The 22,157-nt window shown below is 40.6% G+C and carries 18 protein-coding genes; 2 read left to right on the top strand and 16 right to left on the bottom strand.

The features are described from left to right. Positions 1–8: 8 nt before the first annotated feature. The 7 genes from ACZ5B7_RS28100 to ACZ5B7_RS28130 form a co-directional block, all read right to left on the bottom strand. Complete coding sequence (locus ACZ5B7_RS28100) at positions 9–2,408, bottom strand: hypothetical protein (RefSeq protein ID WP_464491853.1); 2,400 nt, start codon at positions 2,406–2,408, stop codon at positions 9–11. Then, positions 2,405–4,648 (bottom strand): hypothetical protein, encoded by a 2,244-nt coding sequence (locus ACZ5B7_RS28105; RefSeq protein WP_464491854.1) that lies wholly within the window; start codon positions 4,646–4,648, stop codon positions 2,405–2,407. The genes ACZ5B7_RS28100 and ACZ5B7_RS28105 overlap by 4 nt, the downstream gene beginning before the upstream one ends. Then, on the bottom strand, positions 4,632–7,982 hold the full coding sequence (locus ACZ5B7_RS28110; RefSeq protein WP_464491855.1) for a DEAD/DEAH box helicase: 3,351 nt from the start codon (positions 7,980–7,982) through the stop codon (positions 4,632–4,634). The genes ACZ5B7_RS28105 and ACZ5B7_RS28110 overlap by 17 nt, the downstream gene beginning before the upstream one ends. Further along, the gene (locus tag ACZ5B7_RS28115) at positions 7,983–9,470 is read right to left on the bottom strand and encodes a protein kinase domain-containing protein (protein ID WP_464491856.1); all 1,488 of its coding nucleotides are present in this window, start codon (positions 9,468–9,470) and stop codon (positions 7,983–7,985) included. Continuing rightward, positions 9,430–10,191: a PP2C family serine/threonine-protein phosphatase gene (locus ACZ5B7_RS28120; protein ID WP_464491857.1), complete on the bottom strand. Its 762-nt coding sequence runs from the start codon at positions 10,189–10,191 to the stop codon at positions 9,430–9,432. Before ACZ5B7_RS28120 ends, ACZ5B7_RS28115 begins: the two co-directional genes overlap by 41 nt. A gap of 15 nt (positions 10,192–10,206) precedes the next feature. Beyond that, positions 10,207–10,905, bottom strand: coding sequence for a vWA domain-containing protein (locus ACZ5B7_RS28125; RefSeq protein ID WP_464491858.1), 699 nt, complete (start codon positions 10,903–10,905; stop codon positions 10,207–10,209). Positions 10,906–11,297: 392 nt separating this feature from the next. Next, on the bottom strand, positions 11,298–12,101 hold the full coding sequence (locus tag ACZ5B7_RS28130; RefSeq protein WP_464491859.1) for a vWA domain-containing protein: 804 nt from the start codon (positions 12,099–12,101) through the stop codon (positions 11,298–11,300). 180 nt (positions 12,102–12,281) lie between these two features. Between ACZ5B7_RS28130 and ACZ5B7_RS28135 the strand changes: the two genes are divergently transcribed. After that, positions 12,282–12,983, top strand: a complete 702-nt coding sequence (locus ACZ5B7_RS28135) for an HAD family hydrolase (protein ID WP_464491860.1) — start codon at positions 12,282–12,284, stop codon at positions 12,981–12,983. A 117-nt stretch (positions 12,984–13,100) separates the two neighbouring features. Here ACZ5B7_RS28135 and ACZ5B7_RS28140 read toward each other — a convergent pair whose 3' ends face one another. The 7 genes from ACZ5B7_RS28140 to ACZ5B7_RS28170 all read right to left on the bottom strand — a co-directional run bounded on the left by ACZ5B7_RS28140 (position 13,101) and on the right by ACZ5B7_RS28170 (position 19,833). Continuing rightward, the gene (locus ACZ5B7_RS28140) at positions 13,101–13,556 is read right to left on the bottom strand and encodes a CBO0543 family protein (RefSeq protein ID WP_464491861.1); all 456 of its coding nucleotides are present in this window, start codon (positions 13,554–13,556) and stop codon (positions 13,101–13,103) included. Beyond that, positions 13,547–14,056 carry a CBO0543 family protein gene (locus ACZ5B7_RS28145; protein WP_464491862.1) on the bottom strand — a complete coding sequence of 170 codons (510 nt, stop codon included), beginning with the start codon at positions 14,054–14,056 and terminating at the stop codon, positions 13,547–13,549. Before ACZ5B7_RS28145 ends, ACZ5B7_RS28140 begins: the two co-directional genes overlap by 10 nt. 270 nt (positions 14,057–14,326) lie before the next feature. Beyond that, a complete protein-coding gene (locus ACZ5B7_RS28150; RefSeq protein WP_464491863.1) occupies positions 14,327–14,968 on the bottom strand; it encodes a response regulator in 642 nt (213 codons plus the stop codon). Beyond that, positions 14,955–17,033 carry a sensor histidine kinase gene (locus ACZ5B7_RS28155; RefSeq protein WP_464491864.1) on the bottom strand — a complete coding sequence of 693 codons (2,079 nt, stop codon included), beginning with the start codon at positions 17,031–17,033 and terminating at the stop codon, positions 14,955–14,957. Before ACZ5B7_RS28155 ends, ACZ5B7_RS28150 begins: the two co-directional genes overlap by 14 nt. A gap of 27 nt (positions 17,034–17,060) precedes the next feature. Beyond that, positions 17,061–17,660 (bottom strand): hypothetical protein, encoded by a 600-nt coding sequence (locus ACZ5B7_RS28160; RefSeq protein WP_464491865.1) that lies wholly within the window; start codon positions 17,658–17,660, stop codon positions 17,061–17,063. 482 nt (positions 17,661–18,142) lie between these two features. Then, entirely contained in the window at positions 18,143–18,790 is a 648-nt protein-coding gene (locus ACZ5B7_RS28165; protein WP_464491866.1) for a GGDEF domain-containing protein, read from the bottom strand. Between the two features lie 56 nt (positions 18,791–18,846). After that, positions 18,847–19,833 (bottom strand): HD-GYP domain-containing protein, encoded by a 987-nt coding sequence (locus ACZ5B7_RS28170; protein ID WP_464491867.1) that lies wholly within the window; start codon positions 19,831–19,833, stop codon positions 18,847–18,849. Between the two features lie 370 nt (positions 19,834–20,203). On the opposite strand from ACZ5B7_RS28170, the gene ACZ5B7_RS28175 reads away from it, so the two are divergent. Next, positions 20,204–21,103, top strand: coding sequence for an EamA family transporter (locus ACZ5B7_RS28175; RefSeq protein WP_464491868.1), 900 nt, complete (start codon positions 20,204–20,206; stop codon positions 21,101–21,103). 160 nt (positions 21,104–21,263) lie between these two features. Here the strand turns inward: ACZ5B7_RS28175 and ACZ5B7_RS28180 are convergent, their stop codons facing one another. Together ACZ5B7_RS28180 and ACZ5B7_RS28185 are read right to left on the bottom strand one after the other, a co-directional pair. Further along, positions 21,264–21,401 (bottom strand): hypothetical protein, encoded by a 138-nt coding sequence (locus ACZ5B7_RS28180; protein WP_464491869.1) that lies wholly within the window; start codon positions 21,399–21,401, stop codon positions 21,264–21,266. Between the two features lie 377 nt (positions 21,402–21,778). Beyond that, entirely contained in the window at positions 21,779–21,940 is a 162-nt protein-coding gene (locus tag ACZ5B7_RS28185; RefSeq protein WP_213143861.1) for a hypothetical protein, read from the bottom strand. Positions 21,941–22,157 lie beyond the last annotated feature (217 nt).

Consider the following 22,157-nt stretch of genomic DNA (forward strand, 5'->3'; position numbering starts at 1 on the left):
ATCACATCCTAGTTTTCATGATCTTCTAAATATTTGGCACTACGCCACATGAAGATGCCGTTATCGTTATTCATGGCAAGCTCAAAATCTTCACTTAAACCAGGAGCAAATTCACGAATTTTTGCCGCAATCGGATCCAAACATTTACTGCGGGCGTAGCCCATATTGTACTCAATACCCCTGAGCTTTGGCGTCACCTTATGCACTAAAGCTTCTTCAAACGCCTTTTGAATCTCCTGGTCTAATTCGGTGTCATTTTGGTTTTCTTTCGCTTGGATAACCAGAGGATGGTTTGAGATATAGTTTTCAACTGATTGCCAAACGCGATGACCTAAGGCCCGATTGGCCCTTTCGAGGTACATATTGATTTCCTCTAGAGCTTCTTTGTATTTTTCAATTTCCTCATCCAATGTCACTTGCTTTTTTAACCACCCGTTCCAAACTGACTTTCTCAGTTTCGGGCTTTCAGAAGCAAGCTTCGGCTGTAAGCGTCTCTCAAATTTTCTTGGCCGCGGGAAGCTAATCAAGTTTCCACGGTCAATAACTTTATCCGATAACGTTTTTGTCGTTTCATCCTCGTTCATGGTCCCAACCCATAAAACGTTTTTGTTTAAGAGCACCTTGTACTTATCCATTCCTGCCCCTAAATCAATATCTAGGTGCACACCGTTCTCCTCACCGCGGCGGGTTTCCAACTTACTCAAGAGTTCACTAAAATAAAGCTCCACATAGGCAAGGTTCATTTCATCCAGTAAAACAAGTAGTAAGCTGTCATCTAAAGATGTACTTTGCAGATGCGCTTCCTTCTTCTCCTGGAACTGTATGAGCGCCTTGATGAGCGGCGTTGCATTAAAGCGGTTATCTACAGAGTTAAAGTAACCGAATAGCGACTGCGGACTATCCCAATCCGGCTGAACTGCTAACGGTAAAAAGTACAGGCCGCCAAAGCGGGAATATAATCGCGGCAATTCAGATTTACCTGTGCCACTGACCCCGGCTAAAACAGTCAGCGGTGAGTAATCGGATGTTTTCAGCGCTGTATGGAACGCATAGAATAGACGTTTATTAAAGCGGAGGCCTGACTTAATACAGTTCTCCTCAATCATATTTAGCCAATCAATTTCTGGAATATCCTCCGCCTTGAAAAACTCTTTTCTCTCAAATTCAGCTTCTTCAATAACACCAATACGTGCCTTCACCTCAGCCGGCTGCTCGTGCAATGCTTTTAAGCGATTCACCTCTGCCACGTATTTTTCGATTTGTGCCTGGATGGCCTCGCGGCGTTTTACCTCAATATCATATTTTTCACGCTCAATTTGCAGCTGCCCTACCGACATTTCATAACGATGCTTACTGCTTTGAAGCTGTTGCAGCTCCCTCTCAGACCGAATATACGCTTCATATAGTTCATCGTATTTACGTGCCTTTTCTTCTAAAGCAAGAACAATCTCCTCTGTCGGACGATTCTGCAATTCTTTCTTTAGCGAAGCAATGGTTTCCCTAAACTGTTCGATTTCTTTTAAGATATCCTCAGCAGAACGAGAGCCTATTCTTAGTTCTAGGCGCTCCTTTTCAGCTAATTCATTTTGAAGATAATGCAAACGTTCCATTAAGTTTGCTTGGCTTAGCTTAAGCTGATCAAATTGGCGCTGCTTCTCTTCTAAGCGGGCTTCCGCCTCTTCCTTGACTAATTCATCAAAAAGAGAACGATCTTTTTCGAGCATATCATAGCGGAAATTTACATCCTCCTCCCGAGCCGTCAGTTCCGCACTTAACTGCTGAAGTTTACCTTTCTCTGCAAACAGTTGTTCCTTCTCGCGTTGAATTGCTAAGCGCTCTGCTTGAATTTCCTTGCGGGATTCATCCAGGGCCCGCTCTTTTTCACGCAGGATATCTTCCATATCTTGCTTATATTTTGCTAGTCGGGCATCAAGTTGTTTCTTTTCCTCGCTATATTGCTTTTCCAAAGCCTTAATGCGGTCTTTTTTATAATTTTCAATGGCTTCCTCGCCCTTTTGTTGCTTTCGTTCAAGCTCTCGCTCGAGCTGCTCCATTTGCTGATCAATTTCTTTTCGTTTGGTATCAATCTTCTTTTGCAGCTGGCTTGAATAACCCTCGTAATCTTTTTGTAATTGGTCCTTTTTCTTTTGAAAGACACTAAGTACCTGTTCCTGCTGGGCAACAAATTCATTCTCCGCATTCAGCTCGCGCTTATTGAGTTCATCCTCACGCTGCGTGACTCTTAGGCGGCGTTTCTCAATCTGTTCTTCTTCCTCCGCCAGTTTCAGTTGTTTTTGCTTTAGCTTTTCCTCTTCATTATTTAGTTGTTCCATTTTCTCTATCAGCTGTTCAACAGGAAGGAGTTCTTCCTCATTTGCTTCATGCTCTATAACGAGTTCCTTTGTCATGATTTACCTCCGTATACACTCGACCTTTGCTTAACAAAATAAGGTTCTATTGTTTTTATAAAATCAAATAGCCGCTCTTCGATTTCAATCATTTCCGTCTCTTCCAATACAACATGTCCATGCTTACGTTTATCTGAAATTTCCGCAGTAACATGTATAAAATTTGGATAAATCTCCGCTAACTGCGACCACCGCTCTTCTTTTTGGACACTTATCGAAGCTAAATAAGCGTACACTTTTCTGCTCAGTACAGAGTTTTTTAACTTTTGTTTATCAAGTCCCAGACTTTGTAAATTGGCGTGTGTAAACGATTCCGGTAACCGTTCGACAGCCAGCTCAAACCCATATTTATTTAACATCGGTTTAATCATATGCAATGTTTGACGGCCGTCCTTTTTAATAAATTTGTCGGCACCCTGTAAGGATATTTGATCAAGCAATAGATTAAATGCTTCCTCTAAAACCGACACTGCCTTTAAAGTGAAATGATGATTCTTCGTTTTACGATAATAATGTAAATCCGTTAGGGCCTTAAATAATGTTTGATGTGTACGAATAGTTGATGAAATCTTCAAATCAACCATTTGCTCGCAAAGAAGACGCTCTTTTTTATCAATAATCAGCTCATCTTGATCATATTTTACTTCTCTAGGAATGGCTTCAACATTGATTGGCAAGTCCAGTAAAATAGATATAATTTTTAAAGTATAAAAGAATACTTTATCGGTAGTTTCGATATAGTAGGTTACATCTGTCGTATGGGCGAACTCGTTACGTTTTTCCATTAACCTGGCCAAATACTGAATAAAAATAGGTAAGGATTTCGCCAGTTGATGGAAGGTATGGTCCGATTGATCCCGGGCTGCAAGTAAGTGATACGCCATCAGCGGCTGCAGCTTCTTTGATTGCTCAACATATTTCACTTCACCCATTGATACGGCCAAAAGCCTTTGAAATACCTTGTCTTCCTCTTCAACAAAATCCGTAAAGCCTATTAATCTGGCGACATCATCAAGTAGTTGTGCATTTTTAATTCGATGCTTTGAAAGAAAAGAGCTGTAGCTTAAAACTCTTTTTTGATCTTTTACCTTATCAAGATATCGCATAATATATAGCGTTTCTTCGATAATTTCAGCGGATTGAATAAAAAATGTACTTAACTTCGACTGAATATCGTCAAAGTTACTGCCCCGATTTTCTTGTTTCATCAGTTTTTGAAGATCATAAAACTTCTTATATAGATTTACGGACTGGGTGACAATCGATGGGTATGATAAAAAACCTTGGCCAAAGACCGCTGTTAAATAATTTTGGGCTTCCTTCTCTTCCTTGGACATAGTTTCTTCACGTTCAATATCTGAAGTGCGAAGAGTTTCTGTTACCAAGTCAGTAAGGTGAGCACGCAGCAATTCGTTAGTGTTTCGCAAACGATTGAGATAATCTGTCAGCTTTGCGGATGGACCCTTGCCGAATGGATGACAAACCTCCCAATGGGATTTATTTATAAAATCTTCAGGCATATAAATAAATGTCGTCAAATAAATCGGTATCGGCTCTTCTAAGAATTGCACCTTCTCTATCCCGCGGGTCAAAAAGGAATCTACGGATTCTTCTAGGTATGGAGAACCTTGCTGCAAACTCTTCAAACGTCTCTTATATCGGTCTATCACAGTAATCGCATCGACCGCAGTCGGTGGGTCATGCTGTTCATCTGATGGCGGCAAAACTAGTGCCTGCTGTCTTTTAGGTGCATCAATTTTACCCATTTGAATAGTACGCATTCTATTTTTTTCAAAATCGGCAATGGCATAGTGTAAGTCGTCCGTTAAGGTAAAATGATCCCAATAGGTTCTTGTTAATAGATCAAAGAAGATATACCCAGTTTTCAATTCATACGGAGTATTTAATTCACCTAGGACCTCCTGACCCTTTTGGGTGACAATTCCACCCTTCTCTAACATCCCCTGCTTCATTAATTCATCGATGATATACTGAACAAGCTCTTCCTTAAGTAAAAGCTTCTCTGCAATATACCCTGCTGTTTTATATCCCGATAAATAGAGGCGCAAAATGGTTTGCTGAAAAAAGTTAAGGGGCTGCTCCTTCTCTAGCGGCACCAGAATTTTATAGGCAATGGTCGGCAAAAGAATCCACTTTCGTTTATTAATGGCTAATTGATCATCTCGAATCGAAGGCCCTTGATGTACAACGGGTGTCTTATCGTTAAATAACTTTTCCATATTGCACATTCTCCTGACATAGCTGGTAATAGTTAACAAGCGCTCCCACAGCATTCGGGGCATTCGGCGTTTCAAGCATTGCCTTATCTCCCGCTACAATAAGCATCTTCTTTTGCCGGCTCATACTTACACAAAGCCGATTTTCTACCATTAAAAAGCCATACTTCTTCCGAAGGTCTTCTTCCGTTTCATCACTTAAAGTATTACTTCGAACAATTGATAAATAAACGAAATCAAATTCCATCCCTTGGAAAGCGTCTACAGTGCCGATTCGAAGTTTCTCTATTTTCCGGCCCTTTACATCTTCCTCGGCATATTCCTTCAAAATTCTATATTTACCGTCTTCTTTTACAGCCATGCCTTGTTTGACAAGTTCTGCATAGATAGCTTCTACTTGATCCGCGTAGAAGGTGATTATCCCAAAGTTTAGCCCCCTGGCCTGTTCACTAGTGATCATTTGCTTTAAATGGGCAACAATGCGCTCTGCTTCTATTGGTCTGCTTTTGCTTCTCGCCGAAAATTCTGGTCCTTCTGAATATGGAATATCCATCCACACAGCCGCTTTATTTTCTAGCCCTGCAAGTTTATGTGCAAAGTGCTCAGCTGGCAGACCGCTCTCAATATGAATCTTATGAGGATCTTTTTCATAAAAGCTTTTACTCACAAAGTCACCAAGTACCGGATGGGTTCGATATTGCTTATCAAGGGTAATCGTGCGCTTGATGCCATCAGCCTTTTCAAGCTCTTTTAATTTTTTAAAGAGATATTCAAACATACTTTGTTGAATATTTTCTTGGATTGTTTCTGAAACCGATTTGTTTGCACCGACATTTTTTTCAATACTGCGCACAATTCCTTCGTCGACAATATGCGGAAGCTGACGATGGTCTCCAACAAGAATAATTCTGTCCTTTGCGCGTGCCATCGGAATAAATAAATCAAGCGGATTACTCCGTGCTGCTTCATCGATTAACACATTATCGTAATAAACGTCTGTTTTTCTTTTTTCTTCTTCAGGAATGATTCCCTGACGAACTTTTTCATTCTTAATGGCATCCCCGACAGACTGCTGGTTGGTTGCTCCTATTACGGAAATGTAGTTACTAATGGCATTGCGAATCGCAAAGGGATTATGTTCAAATTGTTGAATATAGTCAATTAGAACCAAATCTTCCCCCGACTGTGTTTTTAACAATTCATCATTTAGAAAATCAGAGATGCGGGCGAAAAGCTCTAAAATTTCTTCATTTTGCTTTGGTGTATAGAAAATTTCCTCCCTCGGCAGTAAAGCAACAAGGAGAGACTTTCTAGCCGTTTTTAACGCTTCATAGGCAGACTCGGTTTTGTCCTGATGCTGGAACTTTTCAATAACACGTATTTCATTTGCAAAAGCGTCCGCATATTTTCGTTTTAACCGGAATAATACTTCACGCAAAATCTGAGCACCGTTGTCTTCGTATGAAACAGGGTGCGTTGGTATACTATAAATTTTTCGAATTAAATATTCTTCCTCGGAATTTTTGTGACGTCTGCTTGTCATCTCTAACTTCCGGACAATTTGTTGTAATTCCTGCAATAAATCAATTGGCAGCTTCATTTCAAGCAGATCAATGATTTCCTTTAATAAACGGATGGTATTTTCCTTCGTATTAGCAGACAGCAAATAACTTTTATGCAATTGATCAAATTTTTTAATATATTTATTTTGCGTATAATGAGGGTATTTTTCAAAGAGTTTATACAATTTATCGCCAATCCAGCTGTCGACCACGTATTCAATTAAGCGATTATCGTCCTCATCACCACTACTTTTTTTACCGTATTTAATACTAGGTAACCCTAAAATTTCTAACCGGTCCACTACGTTTTGAACAGCATCATGCTGGAAGGCTGTTACCAGGTTCTTAGCAAACATGTGATCAGATGAATCAGAGATTTCGTTTATTCTTTCGAGCACGCCTAAAATGACAGTCGTTTTCCCTGTTCCCGGCGGGCCTTGAATTAATGCAATATCTGGTGTATTTAAGGCCAGTTCAATAGCTTCTTTTTGTTTAGGTGTCGGGGGATTCTTTTTAAATACCTTTTCCGCCGTTTTTTCTGAGATTGGTTCAATGTATGATCGATTAGGCTTTGAAACTGATTTTCCTTCCAGCAGGGAAGCTAAATGCGGCATACCAGATCTAGCTTGGATAATGTCTTCTCTTGCACGGTTACGTCGATTAAAATTTGACGCATGACCTGAGACAGATAAAAAAATGTAGCCCGATTGCGTTAAATTTTCGGTATTATAGTTAGTCCGTGCAAAAATACGGCCAGACTTAGCATCAATGGTCCCATGAATGGCATAATTTTTTAAAAAGGATGCACCTTTTCTGAAACCATTATATTTTTCTATTGTAAACCCCTGCAAAAACAGTTCCGACGGACTTATATCCGTAAAGGTCAGCTCTTTATCCTTATCGTCCAAATTATTTGCCAGCTTGTGTAATTTACTAATGTCACTTATATCAAATCGAACGATACCATTTCCGACCGGATCCCAATTCATATACTGAACAAAGCCAACATCCTGGACATGCAGCATCGTATTCTGCTCTTCAATTTCACCATATTTCTTCCAAATATTCATATACGCTTCAACGGAATCACCCAGCTGGCTCATTACCGCTAACGTTTCAAGACGTGCCTTTTCCAGATTCGTTTCATTCTTAAAGGCCAGTTCCCCGCGTAACAGAACAAATTTATAATCATTTTTTATTCTATCTACAATTTTGTCTGCAAAAAATGAGACATGGCCCTCCTCATCTACATGTCGTTTGACTAGTAAATAGCCTGTTTTCCCCACTAGTATAAAATGATTAAATAAATCCGTTTTATCAACATAAGTGTGAAAACCGATAACGGCATGTTGCTGTAAACCCGCTTGGATAATGAACATCCTAGCTAAGTCTAACTCAGGCTTTTGCAGGTCTTTCAGTTTTAATTTCCGCTTAATCTGTTCAACAAATTGGTCCTTCACGCCAAATTGAATATTAAATTGCTGACTCTGGGCAAACATCTTAATTTCGATATGATAAATATCCTGGCCATTCGAGCTTAAAAACTCAGCAAGATGCGGCAAATTACGCCCAACAACTTGCTTTAACTGTTCTTCATATTTCGGGGATAAGCCTTCAATACGATAAATCTTGTCGTCCCTATAGGAAGCAGCGAAGATGGAATGATTTTCTTGAAAAAGACGAATAGGGGTCCCTTTCACAAATGGCATTTTTGTATTAGACGTTACTTCTAAAATAAAGGATTGGCTGGCATGTCGAATATCTGAAATTTTCATCTAATCCCTCAGTTCAAATTTAATGTAGCGGGTTTTAAATTGTGTTAGAGGCACTGTAATAATGACATCCATAATGCGTGACACTTCAACACCTTGGAGATAATCAAGCTGCTTATTTTGACCATTAACCGTAACGATGATTGGTTTTTTTGATAAATTTTTTATATAGGTTGTGTTTCCTAAATCCAATTCGACTGTATTCTCGATCTCTTGTGTAAAAAATGCTGCCTCTGTATGACGGTTCGTTAAATAATGTTTGCCCTGCACGTAATCAAATATTTTGAAGGAGTCCCTTTTGAAAAATAAAGGGTGCTGTTCGGAATTTTGAACATCAAATTTTTCTGTAATGGATTCATCGTCTTCAAACATTTTTTCAAGGTGAAACCAATTATAAATACTTGCCTCAAGATGTTTAGGCCTCGCAGTTTGACAATGAGGGCAAACTTTTTCAATAAAATAATAGGTATGGAAACACCCATGGCAGATAACGGTGGCTTCACTTGCTTGCTGGAAACATTCATACCATTCCTCCATGGTTGGGCGTGAAGCCGGATATTGACGGCCTTCTAAACCAAATGTCTGCTGGAATAAATCAAACATTCTTTGCGTCAATACATGATTTCGATTAAATCCATATTGGGAACGATTGCTATCATCAAACCTGTCTTCAATCCACGGCAACTCTCCACGCTCTGCTAGTTCATAAGGGTCTGTTGTATCTGGGCCTTCACTGCTCCAATCATCTTCCCAATCATCATCTGAATCGTCAGACTCATCAGCTTCGAATCGGGCGCCCTTAAATGGATCAGCAAATGCCAGCATTTTAAACGCTAAGATGGCAAATGAGTAAACATCACTATACGTCGTATTGCAGCCTATCCCCTTGATCACCTCAGGCGCCCCATAGCCCGTTGTGGAAATAATGCTGTCAAAATTCATCATGTAGCGCATATTGTCTGAGTCAATGAACCAAACCTCTGTCTCTTTTGGATCTTTCGAAATAAAAATATTATTTTCGGAAATATCGCCGTACACAATCGGTAATGATTGTAAATGTGTGAACATACGAGCAAGCTTTGTCAATATTTGAAGTCGTCTACGCAAGCTTCCCGTCTCTAAGTAGTGCTGGCGGGGATTTTCTACGGAGGGCCGCAATAACAGTTCGCTGATTGGATCCATATTATTTAATAATCGCATGACGTAGCCGTGATAAGGCCTTTTCAGCATCAATTCGGGCTTGGCAATATTGACACCCTTAGGAATTGGCAAAATCCGAATATCATCGATTTTCGCTTTATACTCATCGTAGCTTTTCGGATCAGTGACTAACTGATCATCGTCGGTCATAACGACCTTTATCACCACATTTTCATCTTGTGTTTGATATACGGCACCTTGCGCACCTTTCCCAAGCTCTTTCGTAATGTAATGCTTATGATTTTCTTCATCAATTAAATACGCCGGTATTGTTGACTCTGCTGTTGGCATCTTCTTCTATCACCTTTCTACTAAAAATAATAAGGGTTTTATCATCCGTATTATTTTGATTCGCCCATGTTTTGAGCTTCTTCTTAATACACTGATTTCGGCGTTTTTGCATACGATAATGCGAGATTTCCCCTAATAAATACTGCATATAATCAGCCCTGCGATCCTCAATGATATCCTCAGCGACACCATCAGTTCCTAAGAACAGCACAAAGTCATCCTGTCCAACTTCAAATTGTTTAATGGTCCAATCATTTAATGTCTGTGCATGGTGTAAAGGCGTTGTTTCGTTAAAATATTCATCTTCCTTTTCCTTCAAAACATGAAGCTCATTTTGATGATGGAGCATGATAACCCCATCACCAATTTGAGCTAAAATTAAGGTACCATTATGAAGGTATACACCGAATAAACATGTTGTTGCACAATCATTGCTATCATATGGCTCAATATGCAATCCCCATAAGACATGAACGAGTCTCACGAGATGGTGTATAGGAGCATGATCTTTTTGATACCAATCCTTCACTGCCTCAACCACTGCCTTTGTTGCCGCCTTTGAACCAATGTTTGAATACTTTTTAGAGCCCATGCCATCCGCTACTACAAATACATAGCCGAATGATAGGGGCTGAAAACGGACTGCATCTTGATTTGGCAGATTTTTAGCAATGTGTCCCGGTCCTTTTACAGACCCGAATGCGTAATCAATTTTATTCATAGGTATAGGTTCCTTTTAAAAATATGGACTCGGAGATGGATCGTTACCGGAGTTATTGTTACCGCCATTACCCGATGGCAAAATATCATTTAGGATTGGTACGGGAATTTTATTTGGATCCTTTTGTGTGGAACGCATCTTTGTTGTATTGGTTAAAGTAGCAAAGAATTTGGCAATTCCAGCTGCATCTGAAGCTTCCATTACCCGCTTTTCTTGACCTGTAAGAAACTTCTCTAAAACAGAATAGTCAGCATCGTTGCCGATAGCCAACGCCCAACGGTCACATTGGGCAGTCCGGCCCTCTGTCACAAACTTCGTCAAAATTTCCTTATAATCATCGTTTGGCTCACCGTCGGATACCAAAACAACAGTAGGGCGGAAGCTTTTTTTCGGCCACCGCTCTTTATCATTTATCAGTTCCTCACATAGTTTTAACGCTCCACCTAATGGAGTCATTCCGTTCGCTTGTAAATTGTCGAATTTAATTAATCGGGATGGCGTTATTTCTGTATGTAAATTTACCCGGCCACCGAATGTAATTATAGCTGTATAAATTTCTGAAATAGTCGAATCCTCTTTTCCGAAGCTTTCAATCATTTTCTTTACAGCCAGGTTTAAAGAATCAATCTTTTCTCCATACATTGACCCGCTTGTGTCTAATAGCAGAATTACTGGTAATGGTCTAACTGGTGGTCTAATAAATGGATCACTCATCAAATATTCCTCCCTTTACGCTCCTATTTTTTAAAAGTTTGTTTTTTTAATCTGAAATTAATGTTCTTAAATAAAAGAATTTGCCCTATCACTAATTAACAGGATTGTAATAGAATAGGATATTTTTCCTAATACTAATATAACAAATGATAGGTGCCGGTTTTTGTCGAAATCTGTCAATCGATAGTATATTCCCACAAATTCACTCGATATTTTGTATATTTATAAACGGTGGTTTGGAATTCTCGGGAATATTAATTTAAAAGAAAGCCTTGTGGTTACTTGGATTTAAAACCTTTTCATTTAAAAATTCTAAAATGAAGCACAAGATATCATTTTCTGCATAAATGAAAGAGGACAAAGATAATGAGGCATGAGAACCGTCATATGCCTCACGTTATAATAGTCGCCCAGCCACTAGGCCCTGTTGGATCATCTAATTGAACCGCAGTATTTGGCTGCGTTGAGGTAACTTTTTCAAAACTACTCATCAGCCATGAAAACATGCCATCAGTTGCACCTTCTTTTATTTTTAATGGAGGACGATTATGCGGTGAAATGCTTTTTAAAAATTGGAAATTTGCCTGGCCTACTCCAACGGAAAAGAACAAGAAGTCTTTGTTATCCTCACCGTTCTGAATTGTTTTCGCAACGTTCTCCCATAGGAAGTCCCCTTCTTTCATATCAGTAGGCGCTCCATCGGTTACAAGGAATATCCATGGACGATAATACTGAACTTCTAGCGATTGGTATAACTTCTTCTGTTTTTCCGTTACTTTAATAGCTTCTAGTATGGCCTTTCCCATGGAGGTGGAGCCTTCTGCTTTTAACACAGGAGGATAAAACGTGTCAATTTTAGAAAACGGCTGGATCACCTTTGCATCAGTGGAAAACTGTATGACGGCAAGGTCAAGTTTACTTAGTGGCATCGCTGGTTCTTGTATAAATTCGCTGACCAAACTTTGGCCGTTCCTATATGCTTGTAATCCTGCTTTAAGATACTGAAGTCCAGCATTGATTTCATCAATTCGGCCGCCAGACATTGATCCTGAAGAATCTAACACTAAGATCACGGGGAACCTTGACTGAAGGAAACTAGTATTTTTATCAGCTGCTATTTGTTTAGCTGGAACTTTTTCCTTTATTTTATTTTTAATATCACTTGGCAACGAGTTAAACAATTCGTTTAATTTCATCCTTAGGACCTCCCTATTATTCACTCTTTATATTAGTAACGGATATTTCTTTAAGTTGGTATAACGATAACTTTTCAAAAGACGGTCGAACACGCCCTAAATAAGAGACAAATAAAGCGGGTCCCACATGCTTTTTATGTATAATAAAAATTAGATAATAAATTTTATGGAGTGTCAGGAATGAAGGCTGTTTTTTTTGATTTGGATGATACCTTATATGACCAGTTGGAGCCCTTTCAGGTGGCGTTTGATCGTGTTTTTCCTGGTGTTAATAATATTTCAATAGTAGATTTATTTACGAATAGTAGAGAGTATAGTGATAGAGTCTTTGCCCAAACAGAGTCGGGGGAAATGACCTTAGAACAAATGCATCGATATAGAATGGTACATGCTTTTCATGATTTGGGCAGGAAAATTTCGGATGATGAGGCTGATGAATTTCAAAAGGTGTATAAAGAACACCAATATAAGATTTCTCTTATTCCAGAAATGAAAAGGATTCTGCAGTATTTATATAAGAAAAACATTCCCCTGTATATTACGACAAATGGTCCGTCAGCCCATCAGCGTTCAAAAATCAACGCCTTGGATATAGGGAACTGGATCCCGTCTGAACATATCTTTATTTCAAGTGAGATTGGTTTTGCTAAGCCGGACAAGGAATATTTCGATTATGTTAATGCCAAAACCAAAACTGGCAGCACTCATTCATATATGATTGGCGACTCATTTGCGAATGATATCGCAGGTGCAGTGCAAGCCGAATGGAATGCGATTTGGGTGAATACAAAAAACCGGGCAAAGTCCCATCCTCATATCCAGCCCGAATACGAAGTAAATACCTATCAACAGCTGGAGGACATGATCAGGCAACTATTTTAAGACAGAAAAAATGGGGTGAGCCTGGTTTATTACGGCGAAACCCTTTTTTTGAAAAAATCGTTCCTCTTCTCCAACTAAAGCTGGGGAAAAGTGAGGCATGAGAACCGTCCCCATGCCTCACCCAAATTTAAAAAACCACCGATGGAAACGTTGAGCTGCGTATAGGGTGGCGTAGACTGAAATCCAAGAAACGTACCATTCCCAATGGATGTATTTAATAAGGTCTGTGAATTTTTCAAAAAAGACTTCTGAAATGATTAAGACAGTTGTGATAATAGATGTGTAAAATATACGTTTCCAAATACTTTTATGGACCGGATAATGCAAGACATAAAAAACAGTAATGACAGGATATACCCAAAACTCAAAGGTGAAGCTCGTTCTGTTAACCGAAGCGAACTCCCGAACGGGGTATTCGATCCAATTTAACTCTGCCACGATAAGGCCTAAAGACCAAGTTATTAACTGCTGATAAACAAAAATGACACTTGCTTCATTTAAACGTTTTCTAGGGATTAAAACCAATGAGAAGATGGTGATGGACCAGATTGCATAGAGGAATGTCACTTCCATTCTTCCGATCCTCCCACTCCATGATAAGCCTGTAGCTTTGTGGTTCCCATAAGCCAGACGATATATTTTCTGCAGACCCAAAATTCAAATACAAAATTAAAAAAGAATCTAATTAGTTGCTGGGCATCGACTCTCATAATTCTAGTAAACGTCGCTAGTAAATACATATATAAAATAATGCCCCCGGTGAAAAGAACGTAGTGGAGAATTACTCTTAGTTTCCCGCCCTGGTCGGGATACCAGCGATGAAAGACAACGGCCATGGTCGGATAGAACATAAACTCCGAGGTAAAACTAATTTTGGTTGCCTTTTCAAATAGGCGAACTTCCGTTGATAAGGAGCCAAAGGCTGTAAGGACAATGCCAAAAATCCAAGTTAATGACTGAAAAAAGAAAAAAACCGCCATATACTCCCGAATTCTTGGCCTCGGCACGACTATAAGCAAAGTGATAATAGAAACAATCCAAATCATTGCGATAATAAAATAATCGAAGTTCATATACTGCCTCCTTATGGAGGTAGTATTAGGAGTTTGTAGGATACAAATACTTTTGGGATTGTAAAAATTGTAAAAGACATGGGAAAAACCAAGGGGACGATTCATCTGGCTTTCGCCAGCGGTACAACAGTCCTTTTACTTTACAAACAAGTTTGAGGTACGAGCACCATCCATGACTGCTGTATAACTTTTCCTAAGAAGGCGGATTAAAGACTTTATTAGACATTTCGAACACGGTCCTGGCGAAATGTCATCCATGACTCCCCCCTGTCAAAGCCCTGCCTGTTTTGCTCGGATTGCGGCTTCGGTCCGGTCCACTACTTGGAGTTTGCTGAGGATGTTGCTGACGTGGTTTCGGACGGTTTTAGGGCTTAGAAATAACCGTTCGGCGATGTCAGAATTTTTTAGCCCATGGGAAATCAACTGCAAGACCTCTCTTTCACGATCACTTAATTCCGGAAAAACTTGAACGGGAACAATTGGCTGCATTTGATTGAAAAACTCCACCAGTTTGACCGCGATTCCTGGGCTGAAAATCGCTTCCCCGTCTGTCACGACTTTAATGGCCCGCAGCAAATCGGTGTGCTTCGCCCCTTTTAAAATATACCCCTTGGCCCCCGCCCGCATGGCGGCAAATACGGAAGAGTCATCCTCAAGCATCGTCACGACCAAAATGGCGATATGCGGGCTCATTTTCACGATTTGCCTAGTGGCTTCAATCCCATTGATGCCCGGCATTTGGATATCCATCAAAATGACATCCGGCTGAAGCTCGATCGCCTTCTTAATCGCCTCTTCTCCCGAATCCGCCTCTCCTATTAATACAATATCCTGACTCGCCTGGATCATGGCTCTCAATCCATCGCGAAACAGGGAATGATCATCTACGATTAACACCTTAATTGTCTCCATAACTATCCTCCATCATCGGAAAATAAACTTCTATTCTAGTACCTTCATTATCGATTGATTGAATGCGGCAGGACCCTCCGACCTCGCTTGCTCTCTCTTTCATGGAGGACAGGCCCACCCCTTTTTTGGAATCACGAACGATTCCCACTCCATTATCGATAATCGATATGGAGAGTCCCTTTTCATCCAGCTGAAACACAATTTTACAAAGTGTTGCTTTTGAGTGCCGGATCACATTGGTCACCGCTTCCTGGATGATTCGATAGGCGGCCACCTCGATTGCCGCCGATAAGGTAAGAACGGAACGGTTCGTTTGAATCTCAACCTCAAATGGCCGGCCATTCGTGTAAGGACGTTTTATTTGTGCAGCAAATTCTTTCACAGCCCCCAATAAACCTAAATCATCCAGACTGGGCGGTCGCAAATTATAGATGATATGCCGGATGTCGGTTAAAGTTTTTCCAAGGTCATCCTCCAGAGAGGCCAGGATTTCTTCCGCCGCTTTCGGATTGTCATACAGCAATTGCTTTGCTACCCCCACCTTGATGGTTTGAGCGGCCAGACTCGGCCCCACCCCATCATGCAAATCTCTACGCAGCCGTCTGCGCTCCTCTTCCCTCGTCAGCACCAATTTCTCTCGGGATTTTTGCAATTCTGTATTGATTAAAACAGAATGGGCGGCAATCCCAATCTGCTTCGCCAAATGGCCCAGGACCCTAAGATCTCTTTTTGAAAAATTTTCATTAGCCGTCGGATAGCCCACCTTTAATACTCCTATCTCTTCCCCCTGATGCATTAACGGAAAACGGGCAGAATCGCTGACAGCGGCAGTGCCTAAATGATGCGACAGGCCATTTTTTAAAAAAATTTCGATATAGGGGAGCTTCAACGCATTCATCGTCGTTTCCAAAATTGTCGGCAGGACGCTTTGAATCGGCAAAGTTCCTTCGAGTTGGTCGGCAAGCCGAGCCAGAATTTTCAGCGGTTCATCCCTGTCTCCATAAATAAGCCGGTTCACAATCCGCTGCAGATAGGCCGTAAGCGGCTGGAACATGACCGCAATAATGCCGGTTGAAACCAAGGAAATCATGAGATTGTTGGGGTCGAGGACCAAAGCGCCCAGCCCGCTGACAAAAAGGACATGAAAACTGACCACGATGACTGTCAGGCTGACATAGGTCAAGGTCCTGCTCAAAATCAAATCAATCTGCCACAAGCGGTATTTCAAAATCGCATAGGCTATGGACAGTGGAATCAAGCAGAGCGCCAATGTTTGGAGAACCACCGTCATAAAGAAGAATAGGCTTTTAAAAAGAGGATTGGTTCCCTCTGGCAAAAATCCGGTCAGGCCGGAAATAAAAATGCTTGCGACGAACAGGATCAAACCGAGGATAAACCACTTGATCTGCAGCCGCTCCATCGCCGAAACTGCCTTTTTATAGCGAAAAATTTGTGCAAAAATACAGCTGAACAGGAAACCAAAGAAATAGATGCCGCTCAAGGGTTCCGGCCAAGTGTCGCTGCTCAAAATGGAATCAGGAAAGAGGGCGTAAGGAATTTCTGTTATAATCCACAAAACCGATAAATATCTGGTCCATTTTGGGGTATGCTTGCCGTTCGGAAACAGGTAGAAAAACGGGATAAACAGAATCCAGGCAATGAGCTGGTGAAGCTTCACCGGCAATTCCCAAAGGTGACTGCTTTGCGGAAGGGTTCCGACCGTAAAGCTCGTTCCCAAATACAGGAGCAGCAAGGAAGTATACATCCCCATTAACGTGTTCTTTCTTTTTATAAAAATGAAAATGGCCAGCGCCGTAAAAATCAGCACGGTGAGGAGATTCAGAACGAATTTATAATGGGCATAGAAAGACATGGTGATTCCCGCCCGGGCCAATACTTCCGCCATAGTGGGTGGCAGCTGGCCTGTTTCATCGCAGCCCCCAGACGTGCAAATCTCCATTAATAAGGAAGGTCTTGATAAAAAACTGTTAAAGGAAAGAATAAGGGCAGCACCGGCCAAGATGACTACGGTAAGCTGTAAAAATGGAATAAATTTCCCCCTCATTTGATACTGCCCCCTCTTCTTTTAAAACTACTTGTTTACAACAATGTTATTCGAAATATCCCCATTCTTTTCCTGCTTTTTCAAGACCTGTGCTCCGATTAATGCATATAGCGCCGCTGCGACAAACTTTCCGGCAACCGGAACAAACAAGCAGAAGAACGATACGACAAGCATTAGGGCAACCCACCATGGAAGAACCCTGCCCGTCATGCAGCCAATTCCATAAATAATGGTTCCCAGCACGGCTAAAAGGATTCCGATTAAGAAGATGGGACTCAACGGACCGCCTTCGGCGAATAAAAACTGCTCTCCGACGAATCCATGATATACCACATTGATCATCGCCTTTGAACTCATTAAAACAGCACTGAGGCCTAACAGGGCAAGACCGATTTTCCCCACCCAGCCATGCTTGCGGCCGCTGATGACAGTGTGAGTTTTCGTTAAATAATGGGCCCCCATAAAAATGACCGCAAAATATAACCCGAAGGTTGCTTCTGACAGGTAATCAAAAATACTGTTAAAATCCTCAACATACCCTCCAAAAATCTCACCAACAGCCTCCAGCACCCAAAGCACCCCCGCCGCAAAAAACATATTACTCGCCGACTTAACCAACTTATTCATTTTTCCATTCCTCCTTTTATTTTCAACACCTTAACTATAAAAGGAAAAAGTCCCGTTCACACAGTTACACAAGGACCTAAAAAAGTCCCATTTTGAATGGGACATTTTTGGTGCATAGGTGATGCATAGGGACGGTTCTCATGCATCATTTTTGTGGTGGAACATGATTAATGAAAGAATAGAAATGATGGGTTTCATTGGAGATTGATATTTGGGGTTTACAGAATAGGAAAAACACTCCTAATTGTGAGTTTTCCAAAAAAAATGAACCCCGAAGGATTCCTTTTTAGAGCAAAAGTTGTTTTTATTTTCATCTTGCAATTTTTATCTATAGGATTGACTTCCTGCCAGCGAAGAGCGATGCAAAGGGACGGTTCTCGTGCACCAAAAATTAATACAAAAGAACCGTCAAGTTGTTTCCTCCAACCAACACCCAAACCAACATCCACCCTGAAGCGAGGCACGAGAACCGTCCCCATGCCTCACCCATGCTTAAGCGCCTTCATGCTGTACATGTTCTTATCAGCTAATTTCAGTAGGTCGTCAAATGTTTTTCCTTCGCTGGGATATAGGGCTGCCCCGATGGATACGCTAATTTCAAGCTCAACTGGTGATACATCCTTTAAATTTTGATGGATTTTGTCGATCATTTCAGCCAAGTTTTCCTTTTTCTTGGTTCCAGGGGTAATGATTAAAAATTCATCTCCACCCCACCGCGCGAGGATATCCTTTTCCTTTACACTTTTCTTTAATTGAGCAGCGATCGTCATTAAATATTGATCTCCAGCTTTATGGCCATAAACGTCATTGATCACCTTAAAATCATTCACATCCAGCAGCAAAAGAGCAAAGTTTTGGTCCTTTTGGCTAAAAATATATTTCTCAACAAATCTTCTATTATAAAGTGTCGTCAAGATATCCTTTTCTGAATAATAGATGGCAATATCATATTGTTTCCCGAACCACCAAGCAAACGCAAGCATGATTGGCAATCCGATTATTTCAAACCAGCTTACATATCCATCCCTATAAAAATAAAAGCTCATATACAAAGAATTAATGATTAAAACCATCAAGAACGTTACAACCCTGCCTTTAATCCCCATAAGACCAACATCCTTCTTAATCATTTAAAAAATGCCTTCCATTTCTACTGAAAGTTTCATATCGACTATTCTCACGTTCTTTAAAGTGTACTGGTGAAACGGTCCCTTTGTTTTTTGGCCAATAGGCTACCGACAGGAAAATGGTCGTTTCTCTTCATCCTGATGTCTTCTTTTTTCCATTCGAAGAGGCTTAAAAAAGCATCCGCAATATCAGGGTCAAATTGCTTCCCTTTATTTTTTTCAATCTCCAGCAGCGCCATTTCCACCGGCACCTCTGGACTGTAGGCACGTTTTGAGATGATGGCATCAAAGCTGTCCGCAACCGCGACGATTCGAGCGGCTAATGGGATCTCTTCCCCTTTTAGTCCGCTTGGATAGCCCTTTCCATCGAATCTTTCATGATGGTATAAAACGATGTCTAAAATCCCCTTTTCTTGAAACTCTTTCACGTGTTTAATCATTTCGCAGCCAATTATGGGGTGTTTTTTTATAAAAGAAAATTCCTTCTCCGTTAATTTTCCTGGCTTTAGCAGGATGGATTCAGGGACCCCGATTTTACCAATATCGTGAAGCAATCCTCCTATTCTGACGGCCTCAATCATCTCACTTGGCAATCTCAATTGCTTAGCAATTTTTGCGGCATAGTCGGAAACATTGTGGGAATGTCCCGATGTATAGGTATCTCTTGAATCTAAAGCATTTGATAAAGCAGAGATTAATTCTAAATGATCGTCTTTTATCTTCTGACTTTTTTTCATAAATCCAACCGAAATATACAGAATGATAAGATAAGTAACTTCTAGGATCATGAATCTTAGTAACGTGTTAGATTGCAGGTCAAGCTGGAACCTGCAATAAACCACCAACGTGGTTAAGGTAACCAAGAATAAAGTGGACCGCCGATAATAGCCTATTCCTAAAAAAACAACAGCGAGGATAAAACCAATATATAAATTTTGTTCCCTAAATTTAAGTAATTGAAAAAAGATATTAATCGCCATAACAATCATAAATCCATAACGAAAAATAACAGGCTTATTTAACAGGGCATCCATTCTAATCTTCAAATAATTCTCCCCCAAACACAAATCAATGGGTATATTTATCTACTGACAATTTTACTATATCTATCATAAAAAATAATTTTTCCCAGCCATAATTCAAAATTTCGACAAAAAGATGATGCATGGGGATGATGCATGGGGACGGTTCTCTTGCCTCACTTTAGCCAAAATCATCCATGGATGAAAAGATGCATGGGGACGGTTCTTCTGCCTCATTCAATCCAAAACCGTCTAAGAATGATGCATGAGAACCGTCCCCATGCCTCAAACCTAAAATTAACCCCCATAAAATGACAAAAAAACTAAACTCCACCATGTAAGCGTTTGATGTATACTAGAAGGAGTGTATTTTTAAAGTTTAGGAGAGTTTGCTATGTGGTTTGTTTTTGCTGTTTTGGCAGCTGCTTGTTTTGGGCTCCGGGGGATTCTTTATCATTGGACCTCGCAGCGGCCGATTGATCGTAATCTGATGCTGTTAGGCGTTTATATTTCTGGAACCGTTATCACACTAGCCAGCAATGTATTGTTCCAGCAGCCGTGGACTATCGAAGCATTGTTAGGTTTCTTTTTGGGGTTATTTTCGTTTATCGCAAATGCCTCGATGTATAAGGGTTATGCTGTCGGCAAGGCCTCGATTATCGCATTATTTACAGGATTGCCGCCGCTCGTAGTCGTGATTCTTGCCTACATCCTTTGGCGCGAGGCACTTTCAACGTGGCAGTTCATTGCATTCTTCATCGTGTTGGCAGGTTTGCTTTTAATCAAATATTCACAGGATCTCAAGCTCAATCAATTAAAAGGGATTCAATGGGGAATCTTGACGATGCTGTTTTTCGGGTTTACCGATACGACCGTAAAACTAGCTACCTTGTCTGGAGCGTCAACGTTTCCTGCTTTAACGGTCATGTTTGCAACTGGGGCTGTCTTGTTCGGACTATCATGGGCACTCGGCAATGCCAAAGCAAACAAGGCCCGACATGAAGCGGCGGCGGCTGTTGAGTCGGAAGATATGGGTCGTGCCAGCAGCTGGACCGTGAAAAAAACACTCGGTATTGGAATGGGAGTGGGGATCACCAATGCGTTGGGAATGATTTTAATCTTCCCTGCCTTCCGTGATGGGATTACCGGAATTGTCTCCGCCATCGTCGCCATGAACGTGGCCTTTGTCATTCTTTACGCCCGCTTCTACCTCAAAGAAGCCTGGAATAGACGCGAAGTCACCGGCCTCATCCTGGCCTTTATCGGCATCCTGATACTAAGGGTTTCCTCGTAGGATGATGCATGGGGACGGTTCTCATGCCTCATTTTGTTGATGCACAGGGGCACGTTTGGTGCACAAGAACCGTCAACATACATCAAAAAAGCGGCCAATTTCATTTTAAATGAAATTGGCCGCTTTATTTATTTTTGCTCATGTATTTGTCTCCATGTTTTTATTGATTGATCATGTTTTCTTCTGTTTGTTCCGGAAAATAGTCGGAAATACGGGTAAACAGGTAAGTGAGATAAGATTGAAGTTCAAATCGGTCTTCTTTTAAAAAGTCGTCAAACGAGGTTTTATTCTTTTCCACGTCTCTTCCCCTTTCTTCGTCGTGATTTGGAAATCTAGACATACACCATATCTAAATAAAAATAATTTTACCTTAAGATTTTAATCCTCGGTTAAATGCCTAGCCTAACAGTATCGGCCCCGCCCTACGCACAATACCATGATGGCCACACGCGCCATCCACCTGTTCTTATTATAATTGAAAACGGTTTCATATTCAAAGATTATTATATTACAAGTTTTGACAAAGTACACCAAACGAAGTGGAAACCACCAACTAACTGGAAATGGGCGGTTTTTTATAAATCGGCCCGTATAATAATTAGTGATGCATGGGGACGGTTCTTCTGCATCATTCCCCCTCCATAATCGAGTGAAAATGATGCATGAGAACCGTCCCTACGCTTCATATTCTTTTATTTGCTCTTTCAAGGCCAATATGTAGTTCATCATTGCGACTCTGACTATGGAAGGATAGTAACGGTTATAAAGTTCTTGTTCACATTCTTCTAAATCCATCTTTTTTACTTCGATAATCTTGTTTAATTCTTCTACTGTCATTAATAGCCACCCCTACCTTTTAAAATATCTCTATTTCTGCCAATCTCATAAACTTCCCCAAGATACTATATTTCAAGGATGGACATTTTTTTCATAGATTATACAAACTTGTCGTTTTTTATTTAAAAATTTTCCCCTTCTATTAAAACTGGATTAGTGGACCAATCAATCCAGAATCGTCTGAGAGCCCCATCAAGAATAATGCCAACTACCTTTT

It is taken from the genome of Neobacillus sp. S1115 (genome assembly GCF_055385565.1).

Bases quoted from the DNA above. Each gene is read 5' to 3' on its own strand.
- ACZ5B7_RS28155 (WP_464491864.1), bottom strand. From the start codon at position 17,033: ATGAGGGGGAAATTTATTCCATTTTTACAGCTTACCGTAGTCATCTTG.
- ACZ5B7_RS28100 (WP_464491853.1), bottom strand. From the start codon at position 2,408: ATGACAAAGGAACTCGTTATAGAGCATGAAGCAAATGAGGAAGAACTC.
- ACZ5B7_RS28145 (WP_464491862.1), bottom strand. From the start codon at position 14,056: ATGAACTTCGATTATTTTATTATCGCAATGATTTGGATTGTTTCTATT.
- ACZ5B7_RS28175 (WP_464491868.1), top strand. From the start codon at position 20,204: ATGTGGTTTGTTTTTGCTGTTTTGGCAGCTGCTTGTTTTGGGCTCCGG.
- ACZ5B7_RS28165 (WP_464491866.1), bottom strand. From the start codon at position 18,790: ATGATTAAGAAGGATGTTGGTCTTATGGGGATTAAAGGCAGGGTTGTA.
- ACZ5B7_RS28150 (WP_464491863.1), bottom strand. From the start codon at position 14,968: ATGGAGACAATTAAGGTGTTAATCGTAGATGATCATTCCCTGTTTCGC.
- ACZ5B7_RS28160 (WP_464491865.1), bottom strand. From the start codon at position 17,660: ATGAATAAGTTGGTTAAGTCGGCGAGTAATATGTTTTTTGCGGCGGGG.
- ACZ5B7_RS28125 (WP_464491858.1), bottom strand. From the start codon at position 10,905: ATGAGTGATCCATTTATTAGACCACCAGTTAGACCATTACCAGTAATT.
- ACZ5B7_RS28115 (WP_464491856.1), bottom strand. From the start codon at position 9,470: ATGCCAACAGCAGAGTCAACAATACCGGCGTATTTAATTGATGAAGAA.
- ACZ5B7_RS28120 (WP_464491857.1), bottom strand. From the start codon at position 10,191: ATGAATAAAATTGATTACGCATTCGGGTCTGTAAAAGGACCGGGACAC.
- ACZ5B7_RS28110 (WP_464491855.1), bottom strand. From the start codon at position 7,982: ATGAAAATTTCAGATATTCGACATGCCAGCCAATCCTTTATTTTAGAA.
- ACZ5B7_RS28130 (WP_464491859.1), bottom strand. From the start codon at position 12,101: ATGAAATTAAACGAATTGTTTAACTCGTTGCCAAGTGATATTAAAAAT.
- ACZ5B7_RS28140 (WP_464491861.1), bottom strand. From the start codon at position 13,556: ATGGAAGTGACATTCCTCTATGCAATCTGGTCCATCACCATCTTCTCA.
- ACZ5B7_RS28135 (WP_464491860.1), top strand. From the start codon at position 12,282: ATGAAGGCTGTTTTTTTTGATTTGGATGATACCTTATATGACCAGTTG.
- ACZ5B7_RS28105 (WP_464491854.1), bottom strand. From the start codon at position 4,648: ATGGAAAAGTTATTTAACGATAAGACACCCGTTGTACATCAAGGGCCT.
- ACZ5B7_RS28185 (WP_213143861.1), bottom strand. From the start codon at position 21,940: ATGACAGTAGAAGAATTAAACAAGATTATCGAAGTAAAAAAGATGGAT.